This window comes from Trinickia sp. (assembly GCF_051953405.1).
Classification (GTDB): Bacteria; Pseudomonadota; Gammaproteobacteria; order Burkholderiales; family Burkholderiaceae; genus Trinickia.
Genome location: NZ_JBQCIV010000036.1, coordinates 1 through 25,841, shown reverse-complemented (window position 1 = coordinate 25,841; position 25,841 = coordinate 1). Strand labels below are relative to the sequence as shown.

The following is a 25,841-nucleotide window of genomic DNA, read 5'->3' as shown; positions in this document are numbered from 1 at the left end:
CCCAATATCATTCAACAATGCGTTTAAAACTGTTGTAGTGGTCGTCTGAATAGAAACAGTTGTCGATCCGCCTCATCGGGCCGCCGCACACAATGCGGCGCGCGCCGCGGTTTCTCGCGCGCGGCGTCGGGACCGTGTACTCATGGTAGTAACCGCGCCGATGCGCCGGTAGCATCCGCTCGAAATTACCGAAGACGACGCCGTCCTTCGGGTACGGATAAGGGCCGCCGGCCGCGATCAGTTTTAAGGTGGCAACCGCCTCGGGCGGTAGCTGCGCCGGCTCGACCGTGGCCGCGATGCCCGTGGACGAGCCTGGCGCCTGTCGCGCGAATGCGACGGACGCAACCCCCGGCCCGCCCTGTAGGCCGATACCGGTCCACCCGGCGACGGCCACAAAGGCCGCAAGCGCGCCGTGACGAAGCCATTTACCCGCTCGTTCGCGTGTTCCCGCGCGTGTCATCGGCCAAAGTTCCCGCTGCTCGATCGAAAGTGAAGAACCACGAAAAGTGTAAGGGTATCTCTAACGGCCCCCGGACGCAATCTTTGTCTGGAAAATGAAAGGTTTAGCGATGTTTCGACGACCTTCCGTCGGTCCTATTTATCCAGCAAACGATAAAAATTTATCCCAAGCAAGATAAGCTCTGTTCCGACGGTAGCCGATGCGGCGAGTCTTTGCCTCCTCGCTGCGCTTCCACCCAGCGGATACCGTTGTTTCACGCACTCGGGGCGGCAGCCTCTCTTTTCGCCCCCGGCGTGCCCGCAATGGGCACGCCTTTTTTTTCTTCTATTTCACGGGGTTAGGCGTGCCGCTTCAGCGCCCGACAGCGCTGACGTCGGCGACGAGCAGCGCCGCCATGTTGACGATACGGCGCACCGTTGCGGATTCGGTGAGCACGTGCACGGGCTTGGCGGCACCGAGCAAGATAGGTCCGATCGCGATGTTATTGCCCGCCGCGGTCTTGAGCAGGTTGTATGCGATGTTTGCCGCATCGATGTTCGGCAGTACGAGCAGATTGGCCTCGCCTTCGAGCGTCGATTCCGGCAGCACCTCGCGGCGCAGCGCCGGATCGAGCGCGACGTCGCCATGCATCTCACCGTCGACGTGCAGCTCGGGCGCACGTTGCTTCAGGATCGCGAGCGTATCGCGCATCTTTTGAGCGGACGGCGCGTTGCTGGTCCCGAAGTTCGAATGGGACACGAGCGCGACCTTCGGCTCGATACCGAAGCGGCGCACCTCTTCGGCCGCCATGATCGTGATCTCGGCCAGTTCCGCCGGCGTCGGGTCGACGTTCACGTGCGTATCGACGAGGAAGATCTGACGGCCCGGCAGCACGAGGCCGTTCATCGCGCCGAACACCGTGCAGCCCTCGCGCTTGCCGATCACTTGGTTGATGAAGTGCAAATGGCGATGCGGCGTGGAGATCGTGCCGCAGATCATGCCGTCCGCTTCCCCCTTGTTCACGAGCATCGAGCCGATCAACGTCGTGCGCCGGCGCATTTCGACCTTCGCCAACTGTTGGCTGATGCCCTTGCGCGCCATGAGGTGGTAGTACTCCTGCCAAAACTCGCGGTAGCGCTCGTCGTGCTCGGTGTTCACCACCGTGAAATCGACGCCCGGCGTCAGCCGCAAACCGTAACGCTCGATCCGATGCTCGATCACGCCCGGGCGGCCGATCAGGATCGGCGTGGCGAGCTTTTCGTCGACGACGATCTGCACCGCCCGCAGCACGCGCTCTTCCTCGCCTTCGGCGAACACGATGCGCTTCTTGCCCGGCTCGACGCTGCGCGCCTGCTGGAAGATGGGCTTCATCGTCGTGCCGCTGTGATAGACGAACTGCTGCAGGTGCTGCTTGTAGGCTTCCATGTCCTCGATCGGACGCGTCGCGACGCCCGAATCCATCGCCGCCTGGGCGACGGCCGGCGCGATCTTCACGATCAGGCGCGGATCGAACGGCTTCGGAATCAAGTACTCGGGCCCGAACGAGAGATCCTGAATGCCGTACGCTGTCGCAACGATGTCGCTCTGCTCTTGGCGCGCCAATTCGGCGATCGCGTTGACCGCCGCGATTTCCATTTCACGCGTGACCGTCGTCGCACCGGCATCCAGTGCGCCGCGGAAGATGAACGGGAAGCACAGGACGTTGTTCACCTGATTCGGGTAATCCGTGCGTCCCGTCGCCAGCACGGCATCTGGGCGAACTTCGAGCGCGAGTTCGGGCAAGATCTCGGGCGTCGGATTCGCGAGCGCGAGAATCAAGGGTTTCGCCGCCATCGTCTTCACCATGTCGGGCTTGAGCACCCCGCCCGCCGACAGGCCGAGGAAAATGTCCGCGCCTTCCATGACCTCGGCCAGCGTGCGCGCCGACGTTTCGCGCGCGAAGCGCTCCTTGTCCGGATCCATGAGTTCGGTGCGGCCCTTGTAGACCACACCCGCCAAATCGGTCACCAGAATGTTCTCGAGCCGCAAGCCCAAGTCGACGAGCAAATCCAAGCACGCGAGCGCGGCCGCGCCCGCGCCGGACGCCACGAGCTTGACCTGCGAGATGTCCTTGCCCACGACCTTCAAGCCGTTCGTCACCGCCGCGGCGACGACGATCGCGGTACCGTGCTGGTCGTCGTGGAAGACGGGGATCTTCATCCGCTTGCGGCATTCGCGTTCGACGATGAAACAGTCGGGCGCCTTGATGTCTTCGAGGTTGATCCCGCCGAACGTCGGCTCGAGCGCGGCGATGACGTCGACGAGCTTATGCGGATCGGATTCGTTCAGTTCGATGTCGAACACGTCGATACCGGCGAACTTCTTGAACAGCACGGCCTTGCCTTCCATCACGGGTTTCGACGCCAGGGGGCCGATGTTGCCGAGCCCGAGCACCGCCGTGCCGTTCGTGACGACGCCCACCAGATTGCTACGCGCCGTGAAACGCGCCGCGTTCAGCGGATTCTCGACGATTTCCTCGCACGCGAAGGCGACACCCGGCGAATACGCTAGCGCCAGATCGCGCTGATTGATCATCTGTTTCGTCGGCGCGATGGCGATCTTGCCGGGCGAGGGGAATTCGTGATAATCGAGCGCGGCTTCGCGCAGCTTCGCCTTGGCGGCAGCGGGATTCGTAGACATGAGGTTGGAGAGTCCAGTCTGTTTGCTTGTTACGCGGATTAGAATGAGAGTTCGACGCATTGTAGCGCCATTCGTGGCCCGCCCCGACTGCCTTGTCCGTCCGGCCGAGTGCGGCGGGCGCCCAGGCGCTGCCGCAACGGCTCACAAGAATCGCACCTATTTATGCCCCTTTCCGAGTTCGCCTTGATCGAGCGCTGCTTCGCGCAGCGTTCGCGAGCGCGCCCCCAGCGCGCCGTGCTCGGCATCGGCGACGATTGCGCTTTGATCGCCCCCGAAGCCGGTGAATTACTGGCCGTTTCGACGGACATGCTCGTCGAAGGCCGGCATTTCCTGCCGAATGTCGACCCACAGGCGCTCGGCCACAAGACGCTCGCCGTCAATCTGTCCGACCTCGCGGCGATGGGCGCGAAACCGCGCGCCTTCACGCTCGCCCTCGCGCTCGAAACGCCGCGCGAAGCTTGGCTCGAAGCGTTTGCCGACGGCCTGTTCGCGTTGGCCGAGCGCTTCGACTGCGAGTTGATCGGCGGCGATACGACGCGCGGGCCGCTCAACCTATGCGTGACGATTTTCGGCGACGTACCGGCGCAAGGCGCCCTGCGCCGCGACGGCGCGCGCGACGGCGACGACGTCTGGGTATCGGGCACGTTGGGCGATGCGCGTGCGGGGCTGGGGCTCGCGCGCAGCGAATGGCCCGCTACCCTGTTCGACGCGCGCGAACAGGCCGCGCTGCGGCACGCGCTCGAGCGGCCCGAGCCGCGCATCGCGCTCGGGCTTGCATTGCGCGGGCTCGCGCATTCGGCGCTGGACCTCTCCGACGGCTTGGCGGGCGACCTGCGCCACATCCTCGAGCGCTCGCAGATGCGCGCATCGATCGACGTCGATGCCGTCCCGCGCTCGAGCGCCCTGCGCAAGCTGCCGCTCGACGCCCAAAGACAATGCATGCTCGCTGGCGGCGACGATTACGAGCTGCTGTTCACCGCCCCGCCGCGCGCACGCGAAGCCATCGCCGACGCCGGCGCCCGCGCGGATGTCGCCGTCACGCGGATCGGTACAATGAACGCCCTGCGTCATGCGACCGACGAGCCCACGATCGCGTGGCACGACGCCTCGCATGGGCCGCTTTCCTTGACGCTGCACGGCTTCGACCATTTCGATGCACACTGATCCTTCGCTTCCCGGCGGCCCGTCGCCCGCGCCGTCCTACTCGCCGCCCCCCAAGCGCCGCGCCAGCGCGCGCTTCATGCTTTCGCACCCTCTCCATTGCTTTTCGCTCGGCTTCGGCAGCGGCCTCTCGCCGATCATGCCGGGCACGATGGGCACGCTCTTCGCCTGGGTGTCGTTCGCCGCGCTCGACGGCCGTCTCACCGTCGTCGAATGGGCGGCGCTGATCGTCGTCGGATTCGTCGCCGGCATCTACATGACCGGATTCACCGCGCGCAAGATGGGCACGGACGATCCGTCTCCCGTCGTCTGGGACGAGATCGTCGCGTTCTGGCTCGTCCTCGTCTTCGTCACGCCCGAGACCTTCGCCGGGCAGTTGTGGGCGTTCTTGGTGTTCCGCTTCTTCGACATGGTCAAGCCGCCGCCGATCCGCTACTTCGATCGCCGCGTCAAAGGCGGATTCGGGATCATGCTCGACGATCTCGTCGCCGCGTTCTTCACGCTGCTCGTGATCGCCCTTTGGCGCATGACCGTGTGACCGTGTGACCGTGTGACCGTGTGACCGTGTGACCGTGTGACCGTGTGACCGTGTGACCGTGTGACCGTGTGACCGTGTGACCGGCCGATGCGCCGCGCACCCCGCCAAGCAACCTTCTCTCAGCCGAGATCAGTGCGATGCCCACCGATTCCGTCGTTCATCAACTTGCCGTGCGCGTCGGCAATAAGCTGCGCGAGACGCACCTTTTGCTCGCGACCGCCGAGTCGTGCACCGGCGGCATGGTCGCGACCGCCGTCACCGACATCTCGGGCAGCAGCGGCTGGTTCGAGCGCGGCTTCGTCACTTATTCGAATCAAGCGAAAACGGAGATGATCGGCGTGCCGGCCGAACTCATCGACAAACAGGGCGCCGTCAGCGAGAGCGTCGCTCGAGCGATGGCCGAAGGGGCCCTGCGCAATAGCCGCGCACAGGTGTCGCTTGCGATCACGGGCGTGGCCGGCCCCGGCGGCGGCACGGCGGCCAAACCCGTCGGCATGGTCTGCTTCGCTTGGAGCAATCGTCTGCAAACCTCGGCCGAAACGCTCGTTTTCAAGGGCGACCGCGAACAGATCCGAGTGCAAGCTGCCGCGCATGCGCTGCGCGGCCTGCTGACACACATCGACGAAAACGAGCGCTGAACGGCCGTCGTCCTCGTCCTCGCGCTCGCCCACGAACGCCCGGCGAACGATCAGCGATAAGCGTTGATCTTGTCGCGCGTTTGCTCGGCGGCCCGTGCGGCGGCCTGCGCGAAATGTTCGTCCTTGCCCGCGTAGAGAATCGCACGCGACGAATTGATCATCATCCCGCTGCCGGCGCTCGTGCGGCCGGCGCGCACCGTGGCCTCCACATCGCCGCCCTGGGCGCCGATTCCCGGAATCAAGAGCGGCATATCGCCGACGATCCCGCGCACGATCTCGATTTCCTTCGGGAAGGTAGCACCGACGACCAAACCGAGCTGCCCGCTCGCATTCCACTTCTCGGCCGCCAGCGAGGCCACGACTTGGTAAAGCGGCCGGCCGAGCGTGTCGAGAAACTGAAGATCGGAGCCGCCCGGATTGGAGGTGCGGCACAGCACGATCACGCCCTTGCCTTCGTGCGCGAGGTACGGCTCGATCGAATCGAACCCCATGTACGGATTGACCGTCACCGCATCGGCGCGGTAGCGCTCGAACGCCTCGCGCGCGTACTGCTCGGCGGTGCTGCCGATGTCGCCGCGCTTGGCATCCAAGATGACGGGTAAGCCCGGGTGCCGCTCGTGGATATGCGCAATCAACGCTTCCAGTTGATCTTCGGCCCGGTGCGCGGCGAAATAGGCGATCTGCGGTTTGAATGCGCTCGCGAACGGCGCGGTCGCGTCGACGATCTCGCGGCAGAAGTCGAAAATTCGATCGGGGCGGTTCGCCAGCGCGGCGGGAAAGCGCGACGGTTCGGGATCGAGACCGACGGTGAGGAGCGAGCCCGTGCGTTGCCAGGCGTCGCCCAGCGAGCGGACGAACGAGTAGGTGGTGGACATGACGAAATCGAGATGGGTGCCCGTGGCGGGAAAGGCGCTCATTTTACCCGCGCGGGGGCGCGCCTCGGCGTCGGCGCCCAAACAGCGGTGCAGACCGGTGCCGACGATGGGCTAAGGGGTAAGGGCTAAGAGCTAAGAGCTAAGAGCTAAGAGCTAAGAGCTAAGAGCTAAGAGCTAAGAGCTAAGAGCTAACGGTAGATCTAAACGCTAAAAGCCGGCGGCTAACGGCCGACCGGTTCGACCGTGAATCGAAATTCGCGCTCGAGCGTCTCGCCCGGCGCCAACACCGTCATCCCGTGTTCGCCCGCGCCGCCAGGCAGATTGACCGCATTGATCGGGTGATCGACGGGCTCGAAGCAAAAGAAGTCTTCGCCCGGCGGCGTATAAAGCACGTAGTAGTCGGCATCCGCCGCGATCGTCAGCGATAGGCGCTTGCGCGGCCAGACGACGCAGGCACGGCCGCTCCATTGCGTGAACGCATGATTGACGAGCGCTTCGGGCAGCGGATACGCGACGCCGAACGTCCAGGCCGGCGGCACCGGCACGTGGCGCACCGGCAGCCAGTCGTCATCGGACAGCCACAACCCGCTGGCGGCCGCCGATAGCCGGGTGTCGACGTCGCGCGCCACAAACGGGTGCAAACCGAGCCCGAACGGCATCGGCTCGCGCCCGGCGTTTTCGACGGCAAGCGTCACGCAGAGCGTCGCGTCGTCGAGCGCATAGCGCTGCGTCGCTCGGTAAGCGAACGGCTTGGCCCGCTCGCGCTCGAGCGCGAGCGTGGCATGCGTCTCGCCGCGTTCGACGACGTGCCACGGTCGCAACCAGCCGTCGCCATGAATCGGCAGCGGCTCGCTGGCACGGTTGCGCGGCACGGCCACGTCGCGCCCCTCGAACCGAAAGCGCGCTCCGCCGATCCGATTCGAATACGGCACGAGCGGATAACAGGCGAGCGCATTGGGATCCGTGCCCGACGGCGCGAGCGCGCATCCGCGAAAAATCGGCGTCGGAACGCTGCCGTCGCCGTGCCAATCGAAGCGCGTCAATCCGCCGCCGAGCGTCGGCGCGATATCGATGCGCAATTGCCCGTTCGCGAGCGTGACGTCGGTGTGGCGGCGCGCGCCCACCGCCCCGCGCGCGATGGCGGACGTCCCCGGCCCCGGCCGGACCGGCTGGACGATGGCGGCGAGCTTCGCATTGCGTTCTTCCGCCCGCGAGCCGCGCGCCTGCGTGCGTGCGCTCGGCGTATCGGACGCATGTGCGCCTCTGGTCAGGGTGGCATCGGTGTTCGCTGCGCTCATGATCCGCTCCGTCGAGAGGCGCTGGGCCGGCTCGGCCGGCTTGGCGATAGATGAAGGCGTGTCTTTGCCGCCTTTGACTCGCGATGTGGCGTTCGGTTTAACGCGATTTGTCCGCGTTTACCGCCACTGGCCGAGAAACAGCGGCTCCGGCAACCCTCGGCGCGCGCTCGACGCCACGAAAATCCCGCCAGCGTCCGGTTCGGCCTCGAGCGAGGCCGCATCCAATTCGATGCGGGCGCTCGTCACGTAAAGCGTGCCGAGATCGGGGCCGCCCAACGCAATGCAGCTTGGCTGGCTCGTCGGTACGCGCACGCGTTCGGTCTCGGCACCGTCCGACCCGTAGCGCACCACACGGCCGCCGCCCCACTGTGCGTTCCACAGGCCACCCTCGGCGTCGACGGTGGAACCGTCGGGCACCCCGTCGGCATCTTCGAGCCGTGCGAATACGCGAACGTTGCCGACTACGCCATCTGCGCCGTAGTCGCAGGCGAGAATCTCGCGCGTCGGCGAATCGCAGCAATACATCGTCGCGCCGTCCGGGCTGAACGCAATGCTGTTCGAGATCGCCGGCGCCGGCAGGGGCAACCGCTCGAGCGACAAATCGCGATTGAGCCGATAAAAACCGCCGATCGGACGCAACGGCGCGCCTTCGTGCTTGGTGCCGAACACGAACCGGCCTTGCCGGTCGCAGCGACCGTCGTTCAACCGCGTATCGAGTTCGGGCTCGACGTCGACGATCCGGCGCATCTCGCGCGTCTTGAGATCGAAGAACGCCAGATGCGTCGCGAGGCCGAGCAGCAGGCGATTCGGGTCCTCGCATAATGCGAACGTCGCAAGCCGCTCCGGCATGGCCCAGCTCGTGTGTTCGCCCTGGCTCGGATCGTAGCGATGCAGGCACGCGCCTTCGATGTCCGTCCAATAAAAACGTCCCGTGCGCGCGCACCACGTCGCGCCCTCGCCCAGCGTGCACCGTGCCCGCACGGCGAGCGTGACTTCGATGGCGGGCCCGCTCATGCCCAGCCTCCGTCCACAATGAACTCCTGCGCCGTCACCATGCGGCTGTCGTCGGCCGCCAAGAACAGCGCCATGCGCGCGAGATCCTCGGGCATCAATTCGCCGTCCAGGCATTGGCCTTCCTTCAAGGCGCGTTTGCCCGCTTCGTCGAGCCAAAGCCGTCGCTGCTTTTCGGTCAAGACCCAGCCGGGCACGAGCGTGTTCACGCGAATGCCGAACGCGCCCAGGTCGCGGGCCAGCGCGTGCGTGAGGCCCTGGATGGCCGCCTTCGACGTGAGATACACGGGCATGCCGCCTTGCTTGAGCATCCAGCTGATCGAGCCGAGGTTGATGATCGAGCCGCCGCCCGCGCGCTTCATGTCTTCGACGACAGCCTGCGCCGCGAAAAACTGATGACGCAGATTGACGGCGATGCCGGCGTCGAACGAGGCCGGCGTCACGTCGGCAAGCGCATGGCGCACGTCGTTCGCCGCATTGTTGACGAGTACCGCGATCGGGCCGAGCGCGTTTTGCGCATCGGCGATCGCGCCGCGCAGCGCATCGATGTCGGTCACGTCGCAAGCGAGAAAGAGCGGCTTCTCGCGCGCGTCGCCGAGCGCGTCGGCCAGCGCCTCGCCCGCGCTCGCATCGATATCGCAGAAAGCGACCCTCGCGCCTTGCCGCGCGAAATGCTCGACGAACGACGCGCCGATACCGGTGGCGCCGCCCGTGATGAACACGGTGCGGCCCACGAGGCTAGGGTAACGCGCGTAGGGGCCTAGCTGCGGATGATCGGGAAGCGACATCGTTCAATTCTCCGTTGGATCGAGGGCCCGCGACCGAGGCGCAGGCCCGAAGCATCACTCGTTATCGTTTTACGTCGGCTCGATCGCGCTCAATCGCGCGAGCCGCGATTCTTCAGCTGATCGAGCAGCACGGCCGCGAGCAAGATCGCGCCGCGCACGAGATATTGGTAGAAGGCGTCGATGTTCATGAGATTCATGACGTTCTCGACGGTGCCCATGATGAGCACGCCAATCACGACGCCCGAAATCGTCGCGCGGCCGCCAAGCAGCGATACCCCGCCGAGCACGCACGCCGAGATGACGTTCAGTTCGAACCCTTCGGCGGCGTTCGGCTGGCCCGAGGTGATACGCGAGGCGAGAATCACGCCGGCGAGCGCGGTCACGGCGCCCTGAATCAAGAAGATCATGACGCGCGTGCGCTCGACGTTGATCCCGGCCAGCCGCGAGGCTTCGGGATTGCCGCCGATCGCAAGCGTATTGCGCCCGTAGACCGTTTGATTGAGCAGCACGCCGAACCCGATGAAGCAGATCAACGTGACCCAGATGGGCAGCGACACGCCGAGCATCGTCAGTCCGCCGAGCGCGATAAAGGTATCCGACGATACGCCCACGGCTTGTCCATGCGAGACGATGAAGCCGAGCCCGCGCACGATTTCCATCGTCGCCAGCGTCGTGATCAGCGCGTTGATGCGCAGGTAGGCAATGACCGCGCCGTTGACCCAGCCGATCGCGGCACCGGCCGCCACGGCCGCGACGATCGCGATGAACGTATTGTTCGTCGCGTTGAGCACCATCGCGCAGAGCACGCCGGCGAATGCGACCGTCGAGCCGACCGACAAGTCGAAATCGCGCGAGGCGAGACAGAACATCATCGTGCAGGCCACCATGCCGATCTGCGAAACCGACAACGCGAGGCCAAGCATGTTCTCGACCGAGAAGAAGTGATCGACGGTCAGCGACGTCGTCACGAACATCACGGCGAAAATCAGGATGAGGCTGTATTCGGTGACTTGCTGCCACCACTTTTGCCGATCGTTCGGCTGCGGGATCAACGCCTCGGCCGCGCGCTTGGCGCCCGCCTCGACGAGGTTTTCTCTTGCTTGCATGTTCTGGCTCCTTCACCGTCGTTCGCGACGGGTTTTCATTGCATCCGTTTCGTGTCGGGCATCGGCCGGCGATACGCCGCGCCATGTTGCGCCATACGTCGTTCGTCGTTCGTCGTTCGTCGTTCGTCGTTCGTCGTTCGTCGTTCGTCGTTCGTCGTTCGTCGTTCGACGCTCGGCGCGCACTGCCCGGCGTTCAAGCCGCCTCGCGCGCGGTCCCCGCCCCTTGCGGCAGCGCCAGTTCCAGCAGCGCGGGTTCGCTCGCCTCGCTGCGCGCAAGTTCGCCCGAGATTCGCCCTTCGCGCATGACGACGATGCGATCGGACACCCCGAGCACTTCGGGCAATTCCGACGACACCATCACCACCGCGCAGCCGCGCTCGGCCAGTTCGTAGATGACGTTATAGATCTCGTGCTTCGCGCCGACGTCGATCCCACGGGTCGGTTCGTCGAGAATGACGACCTTCAGGTCCGGCTCCGCGAGCCAACGCGACAAGATCGCCTTTTGCTGATTGCCGCCCGACAGCAGACGGATCTTTTGTCGCCGGTTCGGCGTCTTGATCTTGAGCAGCTTGATAAAACGATCGGCCGTCTCGGCTTCCTTCGCACGATTGAGAAACAATCCGGCGCGCAGATCGTGCCGGCGACAGCTGATGTTGATGTTCTCGGCCACCGACGCCATCGCGACGATGCCCTCTTCCTTGCGATCTTCGGGGCACAGCACGATGCCGCGGCGGATCGCATGGGTGGGACTTTTCACATCGGCCGGCACGCCGTCGAGCGTCAAGCGGCCGCCTCGCCGCTTTTCGGCGCCGTACACGAGCCGCATCAATTCGCTGCGGCCCGCACCGACGAGCCCGAAGAAACCGACGATCTCCCCGGCCCGCACATTGAAGCTCGCGGGCGCCGACAGGCCGTGGCCTTCGACCGAATCCACCGCCAACCGCACCTCGCCTTGCTGGCGGGCCCGATAGCCGTAGATGTCGGCAATCTCGCGTCCCACCATTTCCTTGACGATCGTCTCGCGCTTGACCTCGGCGAGCGACGGATGCGAAGCCACCTTGCGGCCGTCGCGAAAAATCGTGCAGGCGGTGCACAGCTCGTAAATCTCGTCCATGCGGTGCGAGATGTAGATGAGCGCCCGCCCGTCCGCCTGCAATTCGCGCACGAGCTTGAACAGCACTTCGGTCTCGCGGTGCGAGAGCGAACTCGTTGGCTCGTCGAGTGCGATGACGCGCGCATTGCGCAGCAGCGCCTTGCAGATTTCGACCATCTGCCGCTGCGCGATCGACAGCCGGCCGAGCTTCGCATTGGGATCGAGATCGACGCCCATTTGCGCGAGACGCTCCCGCACGAAACGCTTGGCGTCGCGCTTGTTCACCCAGCCGAACGCGTTGGGCAACCGGCCGAGCAACAGATTCTCGGTCACGGTCAGATCCGGCACGTACTGCAGCTCCTGGTGAATCACGGCGATACCGGCCGCGATCGAGGCCGCCGCGCTCGGGAAACGCACCTCCTGCCCGTCCATCATGATCCGGCCCGAATCGGGCTGGTACTCGCCGCCCAAGATCTTGAGCAAGGTCGACTTGCCCGCGCCGTTCTCGCCCATGAGCCCGTGCACCTGACCGGACTCGACCTCGAACGACACAGCGTCGAGCGCCCGCACGCCCGGAAACACCTTGCCGATATTGTCAAATCGCAACGTTGCTGACATCTCACCTATCCTCGCACTGAAGGGTCGTCCGGGCCGGCTTGCCCGCCGCGTTCGTCCACGACGCGCGGCCGGCCCGGAAAGCCGCGCCGCTTACTTCGCGGCCAGCCCCATTTCTTCACGCACCTTCGCTACGTTGTCGCGCGTGGCGAGCATCCCCGTCGTCAGCGTCAGCGCCGGCGGCTGCGTGCCGGCCGTGATCCACTTGTACATATCTTCCGAGGTTTCTTCGCCGTGGCGCTTCGGGCTGATGATGACCGAACCGAAGAAGCCCGTCGCTGCCGGCTTCTTGAATTCGTTCAGCGCCGAATCCGAGCCGCCGATCCCGATGCCGATCATGTTGTCGGCCTTGAAGCCGCGGCCTTCCGCTGCGCGCACCGCGCCGAGCACGGCTTCGTCGTTCAGGCCGTACGCCACCCAGTGCTTGAACTGCGGGTTCTTCGTGATGGCGATGTTGGCCGCGTTGAACGCGTTTTCCGTATCGGTCTTCGCTTGCGGCGCGGCGATGATGTTCGCCTTCGGGAAGCCCGAGGCGACGAGCACGTCGGTCGCGCCTTGCGTGCGGTCGTGCGCCGTCGGCAACTGCTCGTAGGTCACATCGATCGCGCCGACGTCCTTCATATCCCAGCCGCGCTTCTTGATTTCGTCGATGATGCCCTTGCCGACTTGCTGGCCGATGTTATAAGCGGAGATGCCCATGTGCGGCACCGACGCGATCGGCTTGCCCGCACCGTCCACGAGACGATCGTCCACCGTCATCATCTTCAAGCCGTCGGCCTTCGCCTTGGCCACGATGCCCGGCCCGAGCTTGACGTCCGGCGTGCAAATGATGAAGCCTTGCGCCTTCTGGGCCGCGAGGTTGTCGATCGCGCTCATCACCTTCTCGCCCGAGGTCGCCCCGATCTTCACGAGCGTGAAGCCGTCTTTCTTCGCGGCCATTTCGGCGAACTTCCATTCGTCTTGGAACCAGGGTTCTTCGGGTTGCTTCACGAGGAAGCCGATCTTCACGGGATCGGCAGCTTGAGCGGCCGGCACGCCTGCCACCATCGAAGTCACCGCAGCGGCCACCAACGAGAGGAAAATCTTGTGCTTCATGACGTTTGTCTCCTGTCTGTTTGAGCGTTCGGCCGCGTTATCTATCTAGGACGACTCACGCGGCCAGTGCGTCGTCCGGTCTGCACACCGCCGTGCGGGAACACCGCGCGGCAAGGTCCTTGTATTTCTATCGGTCTCGATCAGTCGTGGTAGAGCGCCGTGCGCCCACCGTCGACCGTGATGCATGTCGCATTGATGAACGGCGCCTCGTCCGATGCGAGAAACACCGCCGTCATCGCCACTTCGCGCGGCTCGCCGATGCGCTTCATCGGCTGCAAGGCCAACGTCGCTTGGCGCGCAGCCTCGGGATCGGGCTGCGCATCCCACCAATCGCGCGTGAGCTGCGTCTCCACATAACCGGGCGCGATCGCGTTCACGCGAACTTGTTTCGGCGCGTACTCGATCCCGAGCGCACGCGTGAGACCGAGCACGCCGTGCTTGGCCACGGGATACGGAAAACATCCCGGAATAATTTGAAACGCATGCGTCGACGCAATGTTGACGATGCTGCCGCGTCCGCGTTCCACCATGCCCGGCAACACCGCCTTGCAACCGTTCCATACGCCATCGAGGTCCACTGCGAAGCAACGCCGCCAGTCGTCGTCGGTCATCGTAAGCGGATCGCAAAACACGTTGATGCCGGCGTTGTTCACGAGCACGTCGATCGGGCCGAACGCCTGCTCGGCGGCGTCGCGCGCGTCGCACACGGAAGCCGCCTGCGTCACGTCGGTGCGCACGGCCAGTACCCGCGCGCCCGGTACCTCGGCTTCGATCCGCCGCGCCGCCCGTTGGGCCGCGTCCAGATCGAGTTCGGCCAGCACGGTGGCGGCACCCTCGCGAGCAAAGGCATGCGCGATGGCTTCGCCGATCCCTCGGCCGGCGCCGGTGACGATCGCAACCTTGCCCGCTAGCCGGTTCACCGTGCGGCTCCCTCGCTTCGCGTGCCCCACGCGGCAACGAACGCGCGCGCGTGTGCGGCCGTCGCCGCGACGTCTTGCCCCGCGCGATACAGCGCCGATCCGAGGCCGAAGCCGTTCGCGCCGGCAGCCAACAGTGTGTTCATGTTCTCGGGCGTCACGCCGCCTACCGGCACAAGCGGCACGCGCTTGGCAATCACCGCCCGCCAAGCCTTGACGACGTGCGTGCCCAACTGCTCGGCGGGAAACATCTTCAGGACGTCCGCACCGGCCGCGAGTGCGGCGAATGCCTCGGTGGGCGTGGCGACGCCCGGCGCGCACGCCAGTCCTTTTTCCTTCGCGGCCCTAATGATCTCGGTGTCGCCGTGCGGCATGACGATGAGTTCGCCGCCTGCTTGAGCGACGAGTTCGACGAATTCGGTACGCAACACCGTGCCGGCGCCGACGACCACCTCGCTCGGCAGCGCCTTGCGCAAGGCAGCGATGCTCGCGAGCGGATCCGGCGAATTCAGCGGCACCTCCACAACGCGAAAACCCGCCTCGGCCAGCGCTTGCCCGTGCGCCACCGCTTCGCTCGGCTTCACGCCGCGCAAGATGGCGATGAGCGGGCACGCTTCGAACGCGGACATCAGCCGCGCGTGAGGATGGTAGGGCTTCGGAAGATCGAATTCGGTTTGCATATCGGACGACCTAGTTCATTGAGCTTGCTGACGATTCATCGGGTGGGCCAAGTAGCCGTACATCAACTCATCTCGCGGGGCGCGATCGCAGGGTGCAGGGCGAGGCCCGCCTGCGTGGCGATCCGCCACAGTCCGTTTTCCGCGGCGGCTTCGACCACGCTCGCTCGTGCGCAACCGAACTCGGCCAACGCGAGCCGGTAGCGCTCGCACAGCGCGGCGCTGCCGATCAAGCGCGGCGCCTCTTGCGCGAGCGTCGCACCGCGCGATTCGAGCAGCGCCGCGAGTCCGCTCAATTCGTGCCCGATCAACAACCCCGATAAATAGTCGGGCTGTTCGTCGGCCGCTAGCGCACCGGTCAGCCCGAGCGTGCGCGTACTGAAGATTGTCGCCAGCAGCCCGGCGCGATGGGCGTGCCTAGCCACCGTCACGCCGCGCAAGAACGCTTGCGTGTCGGGCGCCGCGGGCTCGACCATCGTGCGTCCGAGAATCGTGTGATCGCGCAGGGCCGCGTAGAGTTCGCCCGTCATGAACGTATGGAACGATTCGATGCGCGCGCCGCGAACGACGGCCCATTTCGCGTGCGTACCGGGCAAGCCGACGAGCGTGCGCGCCGAGCCGGCAATCGCGTCGCTCGCGAGCGCCCCGACGATCTGGGTTTCCTCGCCGCGCATGACGTTCGGCAATTCGCTGCGTTCGATGACGCCCGGCACGATATGCACACACGCACCGCGTGCGGTCGTGACGCGCACGATCCCGGCCACGAGCGCGGCGGCATCGGCCGGCGTATCGACATACGGCGCCTCGCGCCAACCCTGCGCGCTGCCGACCATACCGGCGGCGATCACGGGCAAGTTCGGCGACGCGTCCAGCCATTCGCCGCAAGCCGCTTCGAATGCGGCATCGAAGCCGCCTGCTTGCGGCAAGCGCATGATCCCGTCGCTCGACGCACGCGTGGCAACGACCGTGCCGAGCGCGTCGAACAGGTACGCGCGCATGGCGGTCGTGCCCCAATCGAGCCCGATCAACGCCGGCCCCGCGGCTAAAGCATGAACAGCACTCATCGTTTGATACGGCGCGCACCGGGCGCGACCCAGCCAAGTTCTTCGGAGATCGCGCGCGCTTCGCGCTGCACGATCGGGACGAGTTCGTCCATTCGTTCGAGCGACATATAGGGGATCGTGCTCGCCACCGATACGGCGGCAATGATCGTCCCGGACGCATCGCGGATCGGCCCCGCCACGCAGCGGATCGACGGCTCGTTTTCTTCGAGATCGAACGAGTAGCCGCCCGCCGAAAAGCGCACCATCCGTTGCAGAAACAGCGGTTTGTCGGGGCGGGCATCGTGTTCGAAGCGCACGCTCTCGAGCGCGCGCTTGGCCGAGTCGTAAAGCACGCCCCAGGTCTGCGGCGACAAATCGAGCATCAAGGCTTTGCCGATGCCCGTCGAGGCGAGCGGCATCCGATGGCCGATCTTCGAACGCATTTCGAGGCCGCGCGTGCCCGGGATCTTATCGATGTAAAGGACATCGTCGCCGTCGCGCACACCGAGGTGAATGGTGTCGAGCGTCGCTTCGGACAAGCGCTCCAAGTGCGGACGCGCCACGGCCGTCAACGGCATCTGCTCGAGCGAGATCGTGCCGAGTTCGATGAGCTTGGGCCCGAGCTGATAGCCCGTCGGACCATGGCGCAAGTAGCGCGCGTGGACCAGGCTGCTGACGAGGCGGTGCGTCGTGCTGCGCGTCGTGCCGAGCGCGGCGGAGAACGCACGCATATCGCGCGCGCCGTTCGCGCACGCCTCGATGATGGCAAGCCCACGCAGCAGCGTTTGGGTACCGGCTTGCGACTCGTTGATCTCCAAGGGAGAGCCGGCCATCGCGACCGGTTCGAGCGCGCTGGCGCTCGGGGTACCGAGCGCGGGCTCGGAGGCGTCGCCCATCCCGACGGGATGGGCGAGGTTGTTGTCAGGGGCAGTCATCGGGCGCGTCTCCATTCAGGTGGGATGCTTCGCTCTCGAATCGCTTCGTCTCTCGGCATTCGTATTCGTTGCGCAGTCTTTCGACTGCTCGCGACGGATTGTAGGCATGCCTTTCGTCATGCACCAACATTTGGATGCCATGCTCACATATTGAGATTTAATCGATACGTATGACTGAAGACTGGAAGGAAGCGCCGCACCGGAACTGCGGCGTGCGCGGCTCCCGTCCTGGCACCGTCGCCTGCTACGGTGTCAGGGGGCGGTCTTGGCGGATGCGTGCCGCGGGACGCCATGGCAAGATGCGCTGCCCGCGCCTGAAACGTCGTCGCGGGCGGGCGCCGCACCGGCCGCGTTCGGTCATGTGCCCGCCAACACGCGCGCTTTTCCTCGGATGTCTTCCTTCCCCATAAGGACCCACCATGAAACCGATCGTCAATCTCGCCGATATCGAACTGTCCCCGTTACCGGCCGGCGTCGCGCCGCCGGAATCGATGGCCGATCGCTACGCGCCGAGAATGGGTGCGATCGGTAGCCGCATCGGCGCGCAAAAGCTCGGATACAACGTGACCGCGATTGCGCCGGGCAAGCGCGCGTTCCCGTTTCACAACCATCGAGTGAACGAGGAAATGTTTTTTGTGCTGGAAGGGACGGGGGAAGTGCGTATCGGCGAGACCGTCTATCCGATCCGCGCGGGCGACGTGATCGCGTGCCCGCCCGGCGGACCCGAGGCAGCGCATCAAATCGCGAATACCGGAGAGGTGGAATTGAAGTACTTGGCGGTGAGCACGAAGATGATGCCCGAGATCGCCGAGTATCCCGACTCGGGCAAATTCGGGATTCTGGCGGAGTTCTCCGGCGCACCAGGCGAGCGGCCGAAGGGATTCCGGTTCGTTTCGCGCGAGAGCGAGAGCGTGCCGTATTGGGAGGACAACTGAGTAGCGGGCGCGTCGGGCTCTACCGGCCGGGGCGCGAACGTGCCGGGTCGAAATACGACGAGCGCTTATCGGCCTCTCGTCGGGGGCGACAGGCTTTCCACTCTCACCCGGGCAGCATCGCGTTCAGCTTTAGACGGTCGTCGCCCGAGAGGCTGTCGGCGCGCCCACAGTGGCGCAGCAACGCGCGAGCGAATCGCACGTTCGACTGATGGACAGCCTCGCTGAGCGCCTTGGCTGCGATCGATGGTTCCGACGGATCGCACGTTGCTTGGGCGAATAGGTCGCTCATTTCGTCGATGTTCTTGGTCACGCGATCGGGTGGCGCAGTGCGAATCCAATATTGGAAGTCACGCCAAGCGTCATCCCACTCCCACTCGTCCCCAATGCGAACGCCTCGCTTCACGAGCCACTCGAGGGCATCGACTGCGCCGGTCGTGGCGACCTGCCCAACGAAACTGCCATAGTCGTCGAGGCGCATATAGCGAAGCGGGTCGGCGCCCCGTGCAACGAAGAACGCCATGAGGTCGACGCGATTACCGACGGCGGCGCCGATAAACGCCTGCTGCAAGCCATCGCGATTCAGATGCGGCAGCAAGAGATCGATGAATTGTCGGTTGCCGGCATAGGCGGCCAGACCAGCACTCGACAGGATCACATTGTATGTCGCACCCGCTTCCTTGACTGTCACGTTGGCGGTCGACGCATAGCCGAGACGTCCATACGACTCGGGCGTGACGCCTTTCAGCAAGGTCGCTGCCGTCGCAAGGTCGCCTGCTTGAACGGCCGCTTGCAGACCCTCGCCGCGTTCGATAGGGCAGTCGTCTTCGCCGCACGCCGCCAATGCGCGCTCGAGTCCCGCGGTGTCGTGCGCATGAAGGGCGGCCGTCAGAGCTTGTTCGTGCGCGCTTACGAGTTGGTTATGCGCCTCTTCCTTGGCACGCTCCCGCGCGTCCATGAAGCCTTCGTATTGCGCCCAAATGAAAATCATGACGACGACCGAAGCGACCATGGCCTGAAGCCAAAACAATCCCCTGAGGAACGAAGGTCGCTGCCATGGCTTGCATACGACAGCACAGACAAGGACAGCGACAACGCCGCTGATGAACGCGTATTCGAAGTATTCGACGATGCCATCGCCGAGCGACACAAAGCCGAGACCGTGGCCGCCCGCTCCGGCCCAAAAGGCCAATACGACCATGATGATCGGTGGCCACAGGGCGACCGCGGAAGCCGCCAGCAGCAAGGTCTCTACAACCCTGGCGCTATGTTCAGGCGCGCTATCGTCGTTCGATTCCGGAAGGAGATCGTTCGATTCTGCTGTCATACGCGCCCCGAAGCGGACACGCTCGAAATCAGGGTCGCGCCGCAGGACGTTTTGTGGCCGTCGAAGGCGACCGCGCGTCCATCGATCAGTACGTTCTCATCCCCTTCGACGATCACACAGTGGTCGTGTCCGGACATCGGGCAAGTGCATGCGTCGCCGACGCATGCGACCGCTTTGCCCAATACGGTCGATTGTTCTCGGCCCGTTTGTACGATGCCGCCATGCGATGTTGAATCGCCGATTCGAATTACGCCGCGCATTTTTTCGGGAAATCAGTGAAAGAAAGGATGATGGAGCGATGGGCTATCGAGGTTCGTTGGTCTCCCTCCGCCGGCATTGCGCACGGCGGAGGGCACGTTGCCTTAGAAGGGATCGTGGCCGCCGTGCTGTTGCAGCCAGGCCGCCTTCGTCGCCGCCTCGGGCGGGCTGACCATCATGATGGTCGCGTTGCCGTCAGGACGACGGTTGATCGTCGCGCTTGCGCCGCCTTCCTTGTAGCTCGCGATCAGACCCAAGCCGAGTTGCACCATCGGCGAACTCACACCGGTATTTCCGATGCGGCGACCGATGTCGTATCCCTGCTTGACGTCGCTGATGTCGGGCGCCTTCGCGCCTTCCTGTGAAAGCGCCTGCGTTATGGGAATAGCCCACTGGCGGTCGCCGGTCGTGTCATAGAAGACGCGCTTGGGCTCAGTCGTCGGTTCCAACGTTCCAAGTGCCGACGCCCAACCGTTTTTGAGCGCAACGATCTGCTCGGACTTGGGAAGCAGCTTCCCGTCGTCGCTCGTTAGCTTCACATCCACCGGGCGATGCAGATATCCGATGAGGGGCATATTGTCGAACTGCTCGACTTGCCACGTTGTCCAGCGAACGGGAAGGTACGGTGTCGGCTTGAAGTCGCCGGGGCCTTTGTTGCCTATCTGCGACCAGAAGGCCTGCAGTTGCTGCTGCCACCAGCCAGCCGTCATCGTATTCACCGGACTGGGATCATCGTAACCTTGATGCTTCATCTCGTTTATGTACGATACACGGAAGCTATCCGGCCCTCGATCATCGCTTTTAGCCCAGTAGTAGTTCCATAGCCGTGTTACGTCGTATTGCGTCGTATCCTTGTTGATCGCTGCGGACTGATCGACCGCGAATGGGCGGATCAGTTTATCGACCCGGTCAGAGCGGGAAACAAGCATACCCACGATGCTATCCGGTACTGTCGGAACAGCAGTGCCATTTGGTAGCCCCAGCGAATCGGGTCCAAACAAAGAACGCGCTACATCGCTATCCTCACAAAAGATAAGCGCAGCAGGGACATCAGGATGTTTGTCGAAAAAATCGAACAGCCTGGCAATCACCGCCGCACCATCGGCGGTATTAGCATCGTCCGCCCAAAGAAAAAGATTGACGCCTAGCCCCGCTTCCTGCCGATTCGCGGAGATATCCACTGCCGCCCGGTAGCTATTCTTCGGGTCCCTCGGCGGCCCCCAGATAATCGTGGGGATAGGCCAGTATTCGACGGTATGTCCCGCTGCTTCTTGAAAAGCGAGTCCGCTCACCTGCGTGTAGCGGCTCATCCGCCTGTCTGCCGAATCTGCATAGTCGCTCGCATTCTGTGACAAGATCGATGAAAAATTGTCGGCCTTCTGCACTAGCTTTTCCCAGATCTCATCGTCTGCATCTCGGCTTACGACCATGCCGAGGCTACGCACTTCCAGCACGTATCGAGCGCCAGACGCGGACAACATTGCAGGAGCGGCAGCAGGCTGGTTGACGATGGCGCGCGCACTGGCTGAACGCGAGCCCTCTGCACCGTTTCCGGCTGTATGGCCAAACAGAGAACCGCCCCATACGGCCGCATATGTCAACGCCAACAAGGCGCCGACGGCCAAGACACCGTTGCGAATTTTATTACCCATGGGCTCGATCAGACCGGTGGTCTGCCAGTGTTGATAGTTTCCGTACATCGTATACGTCGTCCATGCTAGCGATAGTGCCAACAACGCAACCAGCCACGGCCACGCGCGGGGCCGAGCTACCGTCACTTGGTTCATTTTTATCATGCTCACTGTGACGATCCCACCGGCGGCGGCGGGCTCCATGGAACAATGGTCGGGGGAGGGAAGACGCCGTTTTGATAGTAGTCAGCCGTTGCCTCAATGAGATCTCGGACGGGTTGAGACAAGCGACGATAGAGCGCGTTCTTTTGCAATGTTTTTAGCTCCCCGTCTTTAAATCGCCAATCCGCCATCCGTATCAGCAACTTACGCCAATCCTCATCGTCGAGCATCGCCCCCTGTCCGATAGCGACATCCATCGCAGTCACCCAGCGGTGATTCTCCGAACTTGCCAAGATGGCTGAATGATAACTGTTCGCAGACCTAGCACTCTCGTCCTTCTCCATTCGCGAGCGGGCCTCGTTCGGCGTTTCCTCGCGCTCAACGATGTACGGTTCCATAACGCCAAGAACGCGCCAGTTGTACGAATGATCCCCTTCATCTGAACTCTTCGCATTGAATGCGCTCTTATAAGTCTCCAGATCAGGCGGAGCAAACGCGCGGTCAACGACGATCCACTTGAAAGATGCGCTCTGATTCCCCAGAGCGACGTCTTTCGCAACTTCGTCGGGCGTAAACTCACCGGCGCGATCCGCATGCCCTGGCTTCGATCCCCCTTTCACCACTTCTCCGCCGTACATGTCGGGCGCGTGTGGAGGGTTCAATTGCTCGCCATTGATATTGCGCATCTCGTTGCGCTTATGTGCAGTCGTAGTCGCCGCGCCTATCACAAGATCCACCCCTGAATCTGGTCCGACCGCCAGCCGTTGAAACTGATCGCGGACAGGCATATGGCCCGGCTTGCTCCCCACCAGTACCGGCTGCAACTTTCCATCCCCGGAGTCGCGTTCGAGGCGCGTCCACATGCGCTGATAAAAGCGCATGTCTTTCAGCCGGTTCATAGCCGGGACCACCATATGGTCTTTAAGATGCAGTTCGTCGGGCATGCCATACGTGCCGATACCTTGGATGCTGCTCAAGCCAACGACCGTGTCCTCAGGGCAAAAGTACAAGTAGACCTTGCCACGGTTGTCCCGCTCATCGAAGGTAATCCAGTTTCCGTGCTTGTCCTTGCGCTTCCCGTGAGTCTCGGTCCAACCGGCACCCGCTCTCCCACCGTGCCGTTCACTGTCGAACATCAGATCGGCCAGCTTCGGGATCGTGTAAGGTTCCTTCGTTACCTCGTTCACGATATCGACGAACGTTGACAGCGACGCGAGGGGAGTCTGTTTCGTTCCATCCGTTTCGCGCACGCTATAGGGCGTGTCGACGATGATCGCGCAGTCAGCGCATCGATGCCCGTCTTGCCGCAGCAACGCCTGAGCAAGCAACGTGATAAGCGATCCTTGGCTGTGCGCGACGATTGTGATCGTCTCGTTCGCCGCATCGGCATCGCCCAATTTGACCCCGCCTTGCACTTGCTCGCCCCGGATCGTACTAATGAGTGCAGCGAGGCGGTGCGCCGCTAGAACGAAGTAGCGCCGCTCGGGCGAATCGCCGATATAGCTATACGGTCCAGAGAGCCCCGAGGTCGTGAGGAAGCGCTCTTTGCCGCCCGCCTTAAACCCTTTCCAGTACATATCAGGGATGTTGGTTGTCGCGTTGTCAAAGAACCCGCCCTCCTTGGCGAAATGCGCATCGAGCCGATTGCCGGCCTTGTCCTGGTATTGACCTCGAGTGACGAGATATTCGCCTTTCGTATCTGTACTGCGGACTTCTCCGGCGTCGCCTTTCTTGGCGATTTCATTGTTTGCCGCTCGATATCCCCAATAGAAGGGGATGAAGACGCTCCGGGTCTCCTGGTCGATTTCCGTGCGCAAAAATTCGTAGGAATCGGGATCGTAGAACACTTTTGCGTCCGCCTTCCCTAACGGGCGCTTCTGCTGCTGGGCCGTTTCGAACGCTTTCTTTGCGAGCTTGAAGTCCTCTCCATATCGCCCCGGCCGCAAGTCCGTCCGCGATAAACGCTCGTTCAACCCCTGGCAGAGCCCTTTTTCTACAGGCTCATAGGTGACGCCAGGATCATTGACCCCGTGAAGAAAAATAACCACCCCGGGCCGAGCCGGAGGCACTACAACGTCGCGCGGCCCCGGCCGGCTGGTCATCGTAACCGCGTTCGCCCGCGCAATGACATTGTGAGCATTCGTCGTCTCAGCCATTTCGTCGTCCCTGCTCCATTCAATTCGTCGGCTTCAGAATGTCGATCTTGAGAATCCGCATCGCGTCATCCTTCACGACCTCGGTCAATCCATTCGCATCGCTCTTGCCTTCGATCACGCGACCATCGTCGAGCGTGATTCGATATGGCTTGTTGGCCGCCGCGACCTTCTCCCCATCGGGGCCGGCCGGGTAGTGCAATCGGAAGCGTTGATCCGTCGGCGCATTGTTGAAAGCCGACTTCGTCGCTTGCTGCGTCGATGGCCCGCCCCACTTGTGCGAGGCCGACAACAAATTGATATCCCCATTCGTGCCGAGCGTCACGCCGCTGCCGATCTTGATGTAGCTCCCATCCTCCGCCACGAGTCGTATCGTCGGCGCCGTCACGAGCACTTCGTTTTCGTTCGTGCTGATCGTCACGCCCTTTTGAGCATTGGCCGTCAAGGCGTCCGCTTGGGCCTGAAGCAACATCGGCCCTTCGCCTGCGATCGCCTGCACGCCCTTGCCGCGCGCGAACAGGTGCATTCCTTGTCCCGCGCTCGCGCTGAAACGTTGGCCACTCATGAGTTGAAGGTGCTGCTGCGCAACCTGATCGATGTTCCCACCGGCATAGGTCACATGCGTCTTCGGCGTCACATTCGCAAACCCAGCCTGCGCACCGAACGCCATCACCGGCTCGCCGCCGGGCGCCTGCCAACCCTTCAGCGCACTAGCCACGGCGCTTTGACCCGCCGTTTCCATCGCGAGCCCACCGTGCTGCCCAGCGTAGTCGCCCAGCGATTTAAACAACTCCGTGCACTCGCCGAGCAATCGAATAAGCTCGTCGCGATCGAGATGGTTACCGCTCGCCTGCGCCCGCGCATAAGTCGTCAGCAAAATGCCCTGCGCCGCACGCAGCGAAGCGGCCGCGTCCGTGCGCACTTCCGCCCCCTCGCCGCGCGCCTCGCCCACACCATTGGTGCGCGGATGCGTCAGAAAGCCGAGGTTGACCTCGGTGGCAGCATGCGCGCTCGATAGCTGGGCGCTGATCTGCCCCGGCGTGTCGTCCAGACGCATCTGGTTGTACCGCTGGCCCTTCACCTCCCGCGTCTTGACGCCGGACACGTAGCGATTGCCGGGCAATGCCCCCGTATTCGTGAACGCCGCCGGCATGTGCCGCCCGCCGTGAAAAACGCCCGCCACATAAATCTTGTCGGGGTCGCCCGACAGAAAATCGAGCACCACCTCCATGCCCTTGCGCGGCAGCCAGTTCTCCCCGAAGTTGTCTCCGGCCAGCCCCGTCATCACGCGTACCCAAGCGCTGTCATTTTGCGTACCGCTTGTCCCCGCGCCATTAGCATGCGCATGATCCTTCGCACTGAGCCCTTGCAACTGGACTTTGATCTGTCCGTACTCGTTGCAGAACACCTCCTCGCCATCGGGCGTCACCACAAGGCCGATGATCGGATGAACCCGCGGAAGATCGACATGGGGATCGTAGGCAGGCGTAAGCGGCATCGAGCGCGGCACGCCGCTGAACGTGTTCTCGTATCGCACTTGCGTCGAATCGCCGAAGACAGTCGGGCGCCTGGGCGTATCCAACGAAACCGGCGGCGAATCGAACGACCAGCGGCTCGCCGTGAACAACGCCTGCGCTCGCTGGTGTAGGTCCTTCGGCAAATTGTTTTCGGCGAGGTGGTGCAAGTGCGTGACCGTAATACGCCGGTCGTTCTCCGACGAACCCGGCTCTCCCGCCAGCCCCGCCACCTCGATCCATTCACCGATTACGAGATCTCGAACGCCGCTCGCACCATCGACATGCGCCGCGCGCGTACCGTGAGACTTCACGCGCGCCATGCCGATTTGATCGTAATGCGCCCACGAATCGGCGAGATGCGGCGCATCGAGGCGCGAATCCATCAGCAATTGGCCGAGATCGTTACCGGCCTTGCCCTGATCGACCCGCGTCGGTCCTTGGATGCTGTCCATGTCGCCGCGCTTGTGGTCCCAACTGACACGGCGCACCGAGCCCGGTACCAGTTGCCGTGCGACACACAACAACGTAATGGCATCGCGTTCGCCAATCGTCGCATCGGCCAGATAAGGGACTGAGCCGACAGCGGATCGGCTCAGTTTGATCGCGTTGTCGTAAAGGACGAGCGTATGCGCCATGTCGCCGGCTTTGCCGGGATCCTTTTGCCCCGGCTTGCCGGCGCGAACGAACCAACCGATCCCTTCGCGCCGGCATAAACGCCGAATGAATGCCGCATCGGATTCGTCGAATTGAACGGTCTGCTCTCTCGCCGGCAGCTTGGCTCGATCGACGTTCGACACGTCGAGAAAAAACGCGCCGGCCAGCACCGAACTATTTTTCCGCCACTCTCCGACCAGCGTTTGGATGATGTCCAATACGTTGCTTTGCCGGAAAATTCTCGTATTGATGCGCCGCTCCAAGATGGACAACGCATCGCGGATAAACAGCTGATAAGT

General features: G+C 63.6%; 22 protein-coding genes. 4 read left to right on the top strand and 18 right to left on the bottom strand.

Annotation, left to right across the window (positions count from 1 at the left end; translation table 11 throughout):
• Positions 1-7 precede the first annotated feature (7 nt).
• Together ACTHN9_RS06120 and ACTHN9_RS06115 are read right to left on the bottom strand one after the other, a co-directional pair.
• On the bottom strand, positions 8-460 hold the full coding sequence (locus ACTHN9_RS06120; protein ID WP_440535860.1) for a ribonuclease: 453 nt from the start codon (positions 458-460) through the stop codon (positions 8-10).
• Between the two features lie 351 nt (positions 461-811).
• The gene (locus ACTHN9_RS06115) at positions 812-3,118 is read right to left on the bottom strand and encodes an NADP-dependent malic enzyme (protein ID WP_440535859.1); all 2,307 of its coding nucleotides are present in this window, start codon (positions 3,116-3,118) and stop codon (positions 812-814) included.
• Positions 3,119-3,280: 162 nt separating this feature from the next.
• On the opposite strand from ACTHN9_RS06115, the gene thiL reads away from it, so the two are divergent.
• The 3 genes from thiL to ACTHN9_RS06100 all read left to right on the top strand — a co-directional run bounded on the left by thiL (position 3,281) and on the right by ACTHN9_RS06100 (position 5,455).
• Positions 3,281-4,282 carry a thiamine-phosphate kinase gene (gene thiL, locus ACTHN9_RS06110; RefSeq protein ID WP_440535858.1) on the top strand — a complete coding sequence of 334 codons (1,002 nt, stop codon included), beginning with the start codon at positions 3,281-3,283 and terminating at the stop codon, positions 4,280-4,282.
• Positions 4,272-4,817 carry a phosphatidylglycerophosphatase A family protein gene (locus tag ACTHN9_RS06105; RefSeq protein ID WP_440535857.1) on the top strand — a complete coding sequence of 182 codons (546 nt, stop codon included), beginning with the start codon at positions 4,272-4,274 and terminating at the stop codon, positions 4,815-4,817. Before thiL ends, ACTHN9_RS06105 begins: the two co-directional genes overlap by 11 nt.
• Positions 4,818-4,954: 137 nt before the next feature.
• The gene (locus ACTHN9_RS06100) at positions 4,955-5,455 is read left to right on the top strand and encodes a CinA family protein (RefSeq protein WP_440535856.1); all 501 of its coding nucleotides are present in this window, start codon (positions 4,955-4,957) and stop codon (positions 5,453-5,455) included.
• A gap of 50 nt (positions 5,456-5,505) precedes the next feature.
• On the opposite strand, the gene pyrF is transcribed toward ACTHN9_RS06100, so the two are convergent.
• The 11 genes from pyrF to ACTHN9_RS06045 form a co-directional block, all read right to left on the bottom strand.
• Positions 5,506-6,330, bottom strand: a complete 825-nt coding sequence (gene pyrF, locus ACTHN9_RS06095; protein ID WP_440535868.1) for an orotidine-5'-phosphate decarboxylase — start codon at positions 6,328-6,330, stop codon at positions 5,506-5,508.
• A 221-nt stretch (positions 6,331-6,551) separates the two neighbouring features.
• Positions 6,552-7,628: an aldose 1-epimerase gene (locus ACTHN9_RS06090; protein WP_440535855.1), complete on the bottom strand. Its 1,077-nt coding sequence runs from the start codon at positions 7,626-7,628 to the stop codon at positions 6,552-6,554.
• 117 nt (positions 7,629-7,745) lie between these two features.
• Complete coding sequence (locus ACTHN9_RS06085) at positions 7,746-8,642, bottom strand: SMP-30/gluconolactonase/LRE family protein (protein WP_440535854.1); 897 nt, start codon at positions 8,640-8,642, stop codon at positions 7,746-7,748.
• Complete coding sequence (locus tag ACTHN9_RS06080) at positions 8,639-9,427, bottom strand: SDR family NAD(P)-dependent oxidoreductase (protein WP_440535853.1); 789 nt, start codon at positions 9,425-9,427, stop codon at positions 8,639-8,641. The genes ACTHN9_RS06085 and ACTHN9_RS06080 overlap by 4 nt, the downstream gene beginning before the upstream one ends.
• Before the next feature lie 89 nt (positions 9,428-9,516).
• Positions 9,517-10,533 carry an L-arabinose ABC transporter permease AraH gene (gene araH, locus ACTHN9_RS06075; protein ID WP_440535852.1) on the bottom strand — a complete coding sequence of 339 codons (1,017 nt, stop codon included), beginning with the start codon at positions 10,531-10,533 and terminating at the stop codon, positions 9,517-9,519.
• A gap of 193 nt (positions 10,534-10,726) precedes the next feature.
• Complete coding sequence (gene araG / locus ACTHN9_RS06070; RefSeq protein WP_440535851.1) at positions 10,727-12,244, bottom strand: L-arabinose ABC transporter ATP-binding protein AraG; 1,518 nt, start codon at positions 12,242-12,244, stop codon at positions 10,727-10,729.
• 90 nt (positions 12,245-12,334) lie between these two features.
• The gene (locus tag ACTHN9_RS06065; protein ID WP_440535850.1) at positions 12,335-13,336 is read right to left on the bottom strand and encodes an arabinose ABC transporter substrate-binding protein; all 1,002 of its coding nucleotides are present in this window, start codon (positions 13,334-13,336) and stop codon (positions 12,335-12,337) included.
• A 140-nt stretch (positions 13,337-13,476) separates the two neighbouring features.
• Entirely contained in the window at positions 13,477-14,256 is a 780-nt protein-coding gene (locus ACTHN9_RS06060; protein WP_440535849.1) for an SDR family oxidoreductase, read from the bottom strand.
• The gene (locus ACTHN9_RS06055) at positions 14,253-14,933 is read right to left on the bottom strand and encodes a 2-dehydro-3-deoxy-6-phosphogalactonate aldolase (RefSeq protein WP_440535848.1); all 681 of its coding nucleotides are present in this window, start codon (positions 14,931-14,933) and stop codon (positions 14,253-14,255) included. The genes ACTHN9_RS06060 and ACTHN9_RS06055 overlap by 4 nt, the downstream gene beginning before the upstream one ends.
• 62 nt (positions 14,934-14,995) lie before the next feature.
• Positions 14,996-15,994 (bottom strand): 2-dehydro-3-deoxygalactonokinase, encoded by a 999-nt coding sequence (locus tag ACTHN9_RS06050; RefSeq protein ID WP_440535847.1) that lies wholly within the window; start codon positions 15,992-15,994, stop codon positions 14,996-14,998.
• Positions 15,991-16,806, bottom strand: coding sequence for an IclR family transcriptional regulator (locus tag ACTHN9_RS06045; protein ID WP_440535867.1), 816 nt, complete (start codon positions 16,804-16,806; stop codon positions 15,991-15,993). The genes ACTHN9_RS06050 and ACTHN9_RS06045 overlap by 4 nt, the downstream gene beginning before the upstream one ends.
• Positions 16,807-17,327: 521 nt before the next feature.
• On the opposite strand from ACTHN9_RS06045, the gene ACTHN9_RS06040 reads away from it, so the two are divergent.
• On the top strand, positions 17,328-17,843 hold the full coding sequence (locus ACTHN9_RS06040) for a cupin domain-containing protein (RefSeq protein ID WP_440535846.1): 516 nt from the start codon (positions 17,328-17,330) through the stop codon (positions 17,841-17,843).
• Positions 17,844-17,946: 103 nt separating this feature from the next.
• Here the strand turns inward: ACTHN9_RS06040 and ACTHN9_RS06035 are convergent, their stop codons facing one another.
• The 5 genes from ACTHN9_RS06035 to ACTHN9_RS06015 all read right to left on the bottom strand — a co-directional run.
• A complete protein-coding gene (locus ACTHN9_RS06035) occupies positions 17,947-19,167 on the bottom strand; it encodes a hypothetical protein (RefSeq protein ID WP_440535845.1) in 1,221 nt (406 codons plus the stop codon).
• Complete coding sequence (locus ACTHN9_RS06030; protein ID WP_440535844.1) at positions 19,164-19,427, bottom strand: PAAR domain-containing protein; 264 nt, start codon at positions 19,425-19,427, stop codon at positions 19,164-19,166. The genes ACTHN9_RS06035 and ACTHN9_RS06030 overlap by 4 nt, the downstream gene beginning before the upstream one ends.
• Positions 19,428-19,529: 102 nt before the next feature.
• A complete protein-coding gene (locus tag ACTHN9_RS06025; RefSeq protein WP_440535843.1) occupies positions 19,530-21,125 on the bottom strand; it encodes a type VI lipase adapter Tla3 domain-containing protein in 1,596 nt (531 codons plus the stop codon).
• Positions 21,126-21,223: 98 nt separating this feature from the next.
• Positions 21,224-23,374 (bottom strand): T6SS effector phospholipase Tle3 domain-containing protein, encoded by a 2,151-nt coding sequence (locus tag ACTHN9_RS06020; protein ID WP_440535842.1) that lies wholly within the window; start codon positions 23,372-23,374, stop codon positions 21,224-21,226.
• Positions 23,375-23,393: 19 nt separating this feature from the next.
• Positions 23,394-25,841: type VI secretion system Vgr family protein (locus tag ACTHN9_RS06015; RefSeq protein WP_440535841.1), on the bottom strand; the 2,448-nt coding region annotated here is incomplete at its 5' end.

What these genes read in the sequence shown, in the direction of transcription:
- ACTHN9_RS06120 (WP_440535860.1), bottom strand. Translation starts at nt 460, where the DNA reads ATGACACGCGCGGGAACACGCGAACGAGCGGGTAAATGGCTTCGTCAC.
- ACTHN9_RS06115 (WP_440535859.1), bottom strand. Translation starts at nt 3,118, where the DNA reads ATGTCTACGAATCCCGCTGCCGCCAAGGCGAAGCTGCGCGAAGCCGCG.
- thiL (WP_440535858.1), top strand. Translation starts at nt 3,281, where the DNA reads ATGCCCCTTTCCGAGTTCGCCTTGATCGAGCGCTGCTTCGCGCAGCGT.
- ACTHN9_RS06105 (WP_440535857.1), top strand. Translation starts at nt 4,272, where the DNA reads ATGCACACTGATCCTTCGCTTCCCGGCGGCCCGTCGCCCGCGCCGTCC.
- ACTHN9_RS06100 (WP_440535856.1), top strand. Translation starts at nt 4,955, where the DNA reads ATGCCCACCGATTCCGTCGTTCATCAACTTGCCGTGCGCGTCGGCAAT.
- pyrF (WP_440535868.1), bottom strand. Translation starts at nt 6,330, where the DNA reads ATGTCCACCACCTACTCGTTCGTCCGCTCGCTGGGCGACGCCTGGCAA.
- ACTHN9_RS06090 (WP_440535855.1), bottom strand. Translation starts at nt 7,628, where the DNA reads ATGAGCGCAGCGAACACCGATGCCACCCTGACCAGAGGCGCACATGCG.
- ACTHN9_RS06085 (WP_440535854.1), bottom strand. Translation starts at nt 8,642, where the DNA reads ATGAGCGGGCCCGCCATCGAAGTCACGCTCGCCGTGCGGGCACGGTGC.
- ACTHN9_RS06080 (WP_440535853.1), bottom strand. Translation starts at nt 9,427, where the DNA reads ATGTCGCTTCCCGATCATCCGCAGCTAGGCCCCTACGCGCGTTACCCT.
- araH (WP_440535852.1), bottom strand. Translation starts at nt 10,533, where the DNA reads ATGCAAGCAAGAGAAAACCTCGTCGAGGCGGGCGCCAAGCGCGCGGCC.
- araG (WP_440535851.1), bottom strand. Translation starts at nt 12,244, where the DNA reads ATGTCAGCAACGTTGCGATTTGACAATATCGGCAAGGTGTTTCCGGGC.
- ACTHN9_RS06065 (WP_440535850.1), bottom strand. Translation starts at nt 13,336, where the DNA reads ATGAAGCACAAGATTTTCCTCTCGTTGGTGGCCGCTGCGGTGACTTCG.
- ACTHN9_RS06055 (WP_440535848.1), bottom strand. Translation starts at nt 14,933, where the DNA reads ATGCAAACCGAATTCGATCTTCCGAAGCCCTACCATCCTCACGCGCGG.
- ACTHN9_RS06050 (WP_440535847.1), bottom strand. Translation starts at nt 15,994, where the DNA reads ATGAGTGCTGTTCATGCTTTAGCCGCGGGGCCGGCGTTGATCGGGCTC.
- ACTHN9_RS06045 (WP_440535867.1), bottom strand. Translation starts at nt 16,806, where the DNA reads ATGGCCGGCTCTCCCTTGGAGATCAACGAGTCGCAAGCCGGTACCCAA.
- ACTHN9_RS06040 (WP_440535846.1), top strand. Translation starts at nt 17,328, where the DNA reads ATGAAACCGATCGTCAATCTCGCCGATATCGAACTGTCCCCGTTACCG.
- ACTHN9_RS06035 (WP_440535845.1), bottom strand. Translation starts at nt 19,167, where the DNA reads ATGACAGCAGAATCGAACGATCTCCTTCCGGAATCGAACGACGATAGC.
- ACTHN9_RS06030 (WP_440535844.1), bottom strand. Translation starts at nt 19,427, where the DNA reads ATGCGCGGCGTAATTCGAATCGGCGATTCAACATCGCATGGCGGCATC.
- ACTHN9_RS06025 (WP_440535843.1), bottom strand. Translation starts at nt 21,125, where the DNA reads ATGTACGGAAACTATCAACACTGGCAGACCACCGGTCTGATCGAGCCC.
- ACTHN9_RS06020 (WP_440535842.1), bottom strand. Translation starts at nt 23,374, where the DNA reads ATGGCTGAGACGACGAATGCTCACAATGTCATTGCGCGGGCGAACGCG.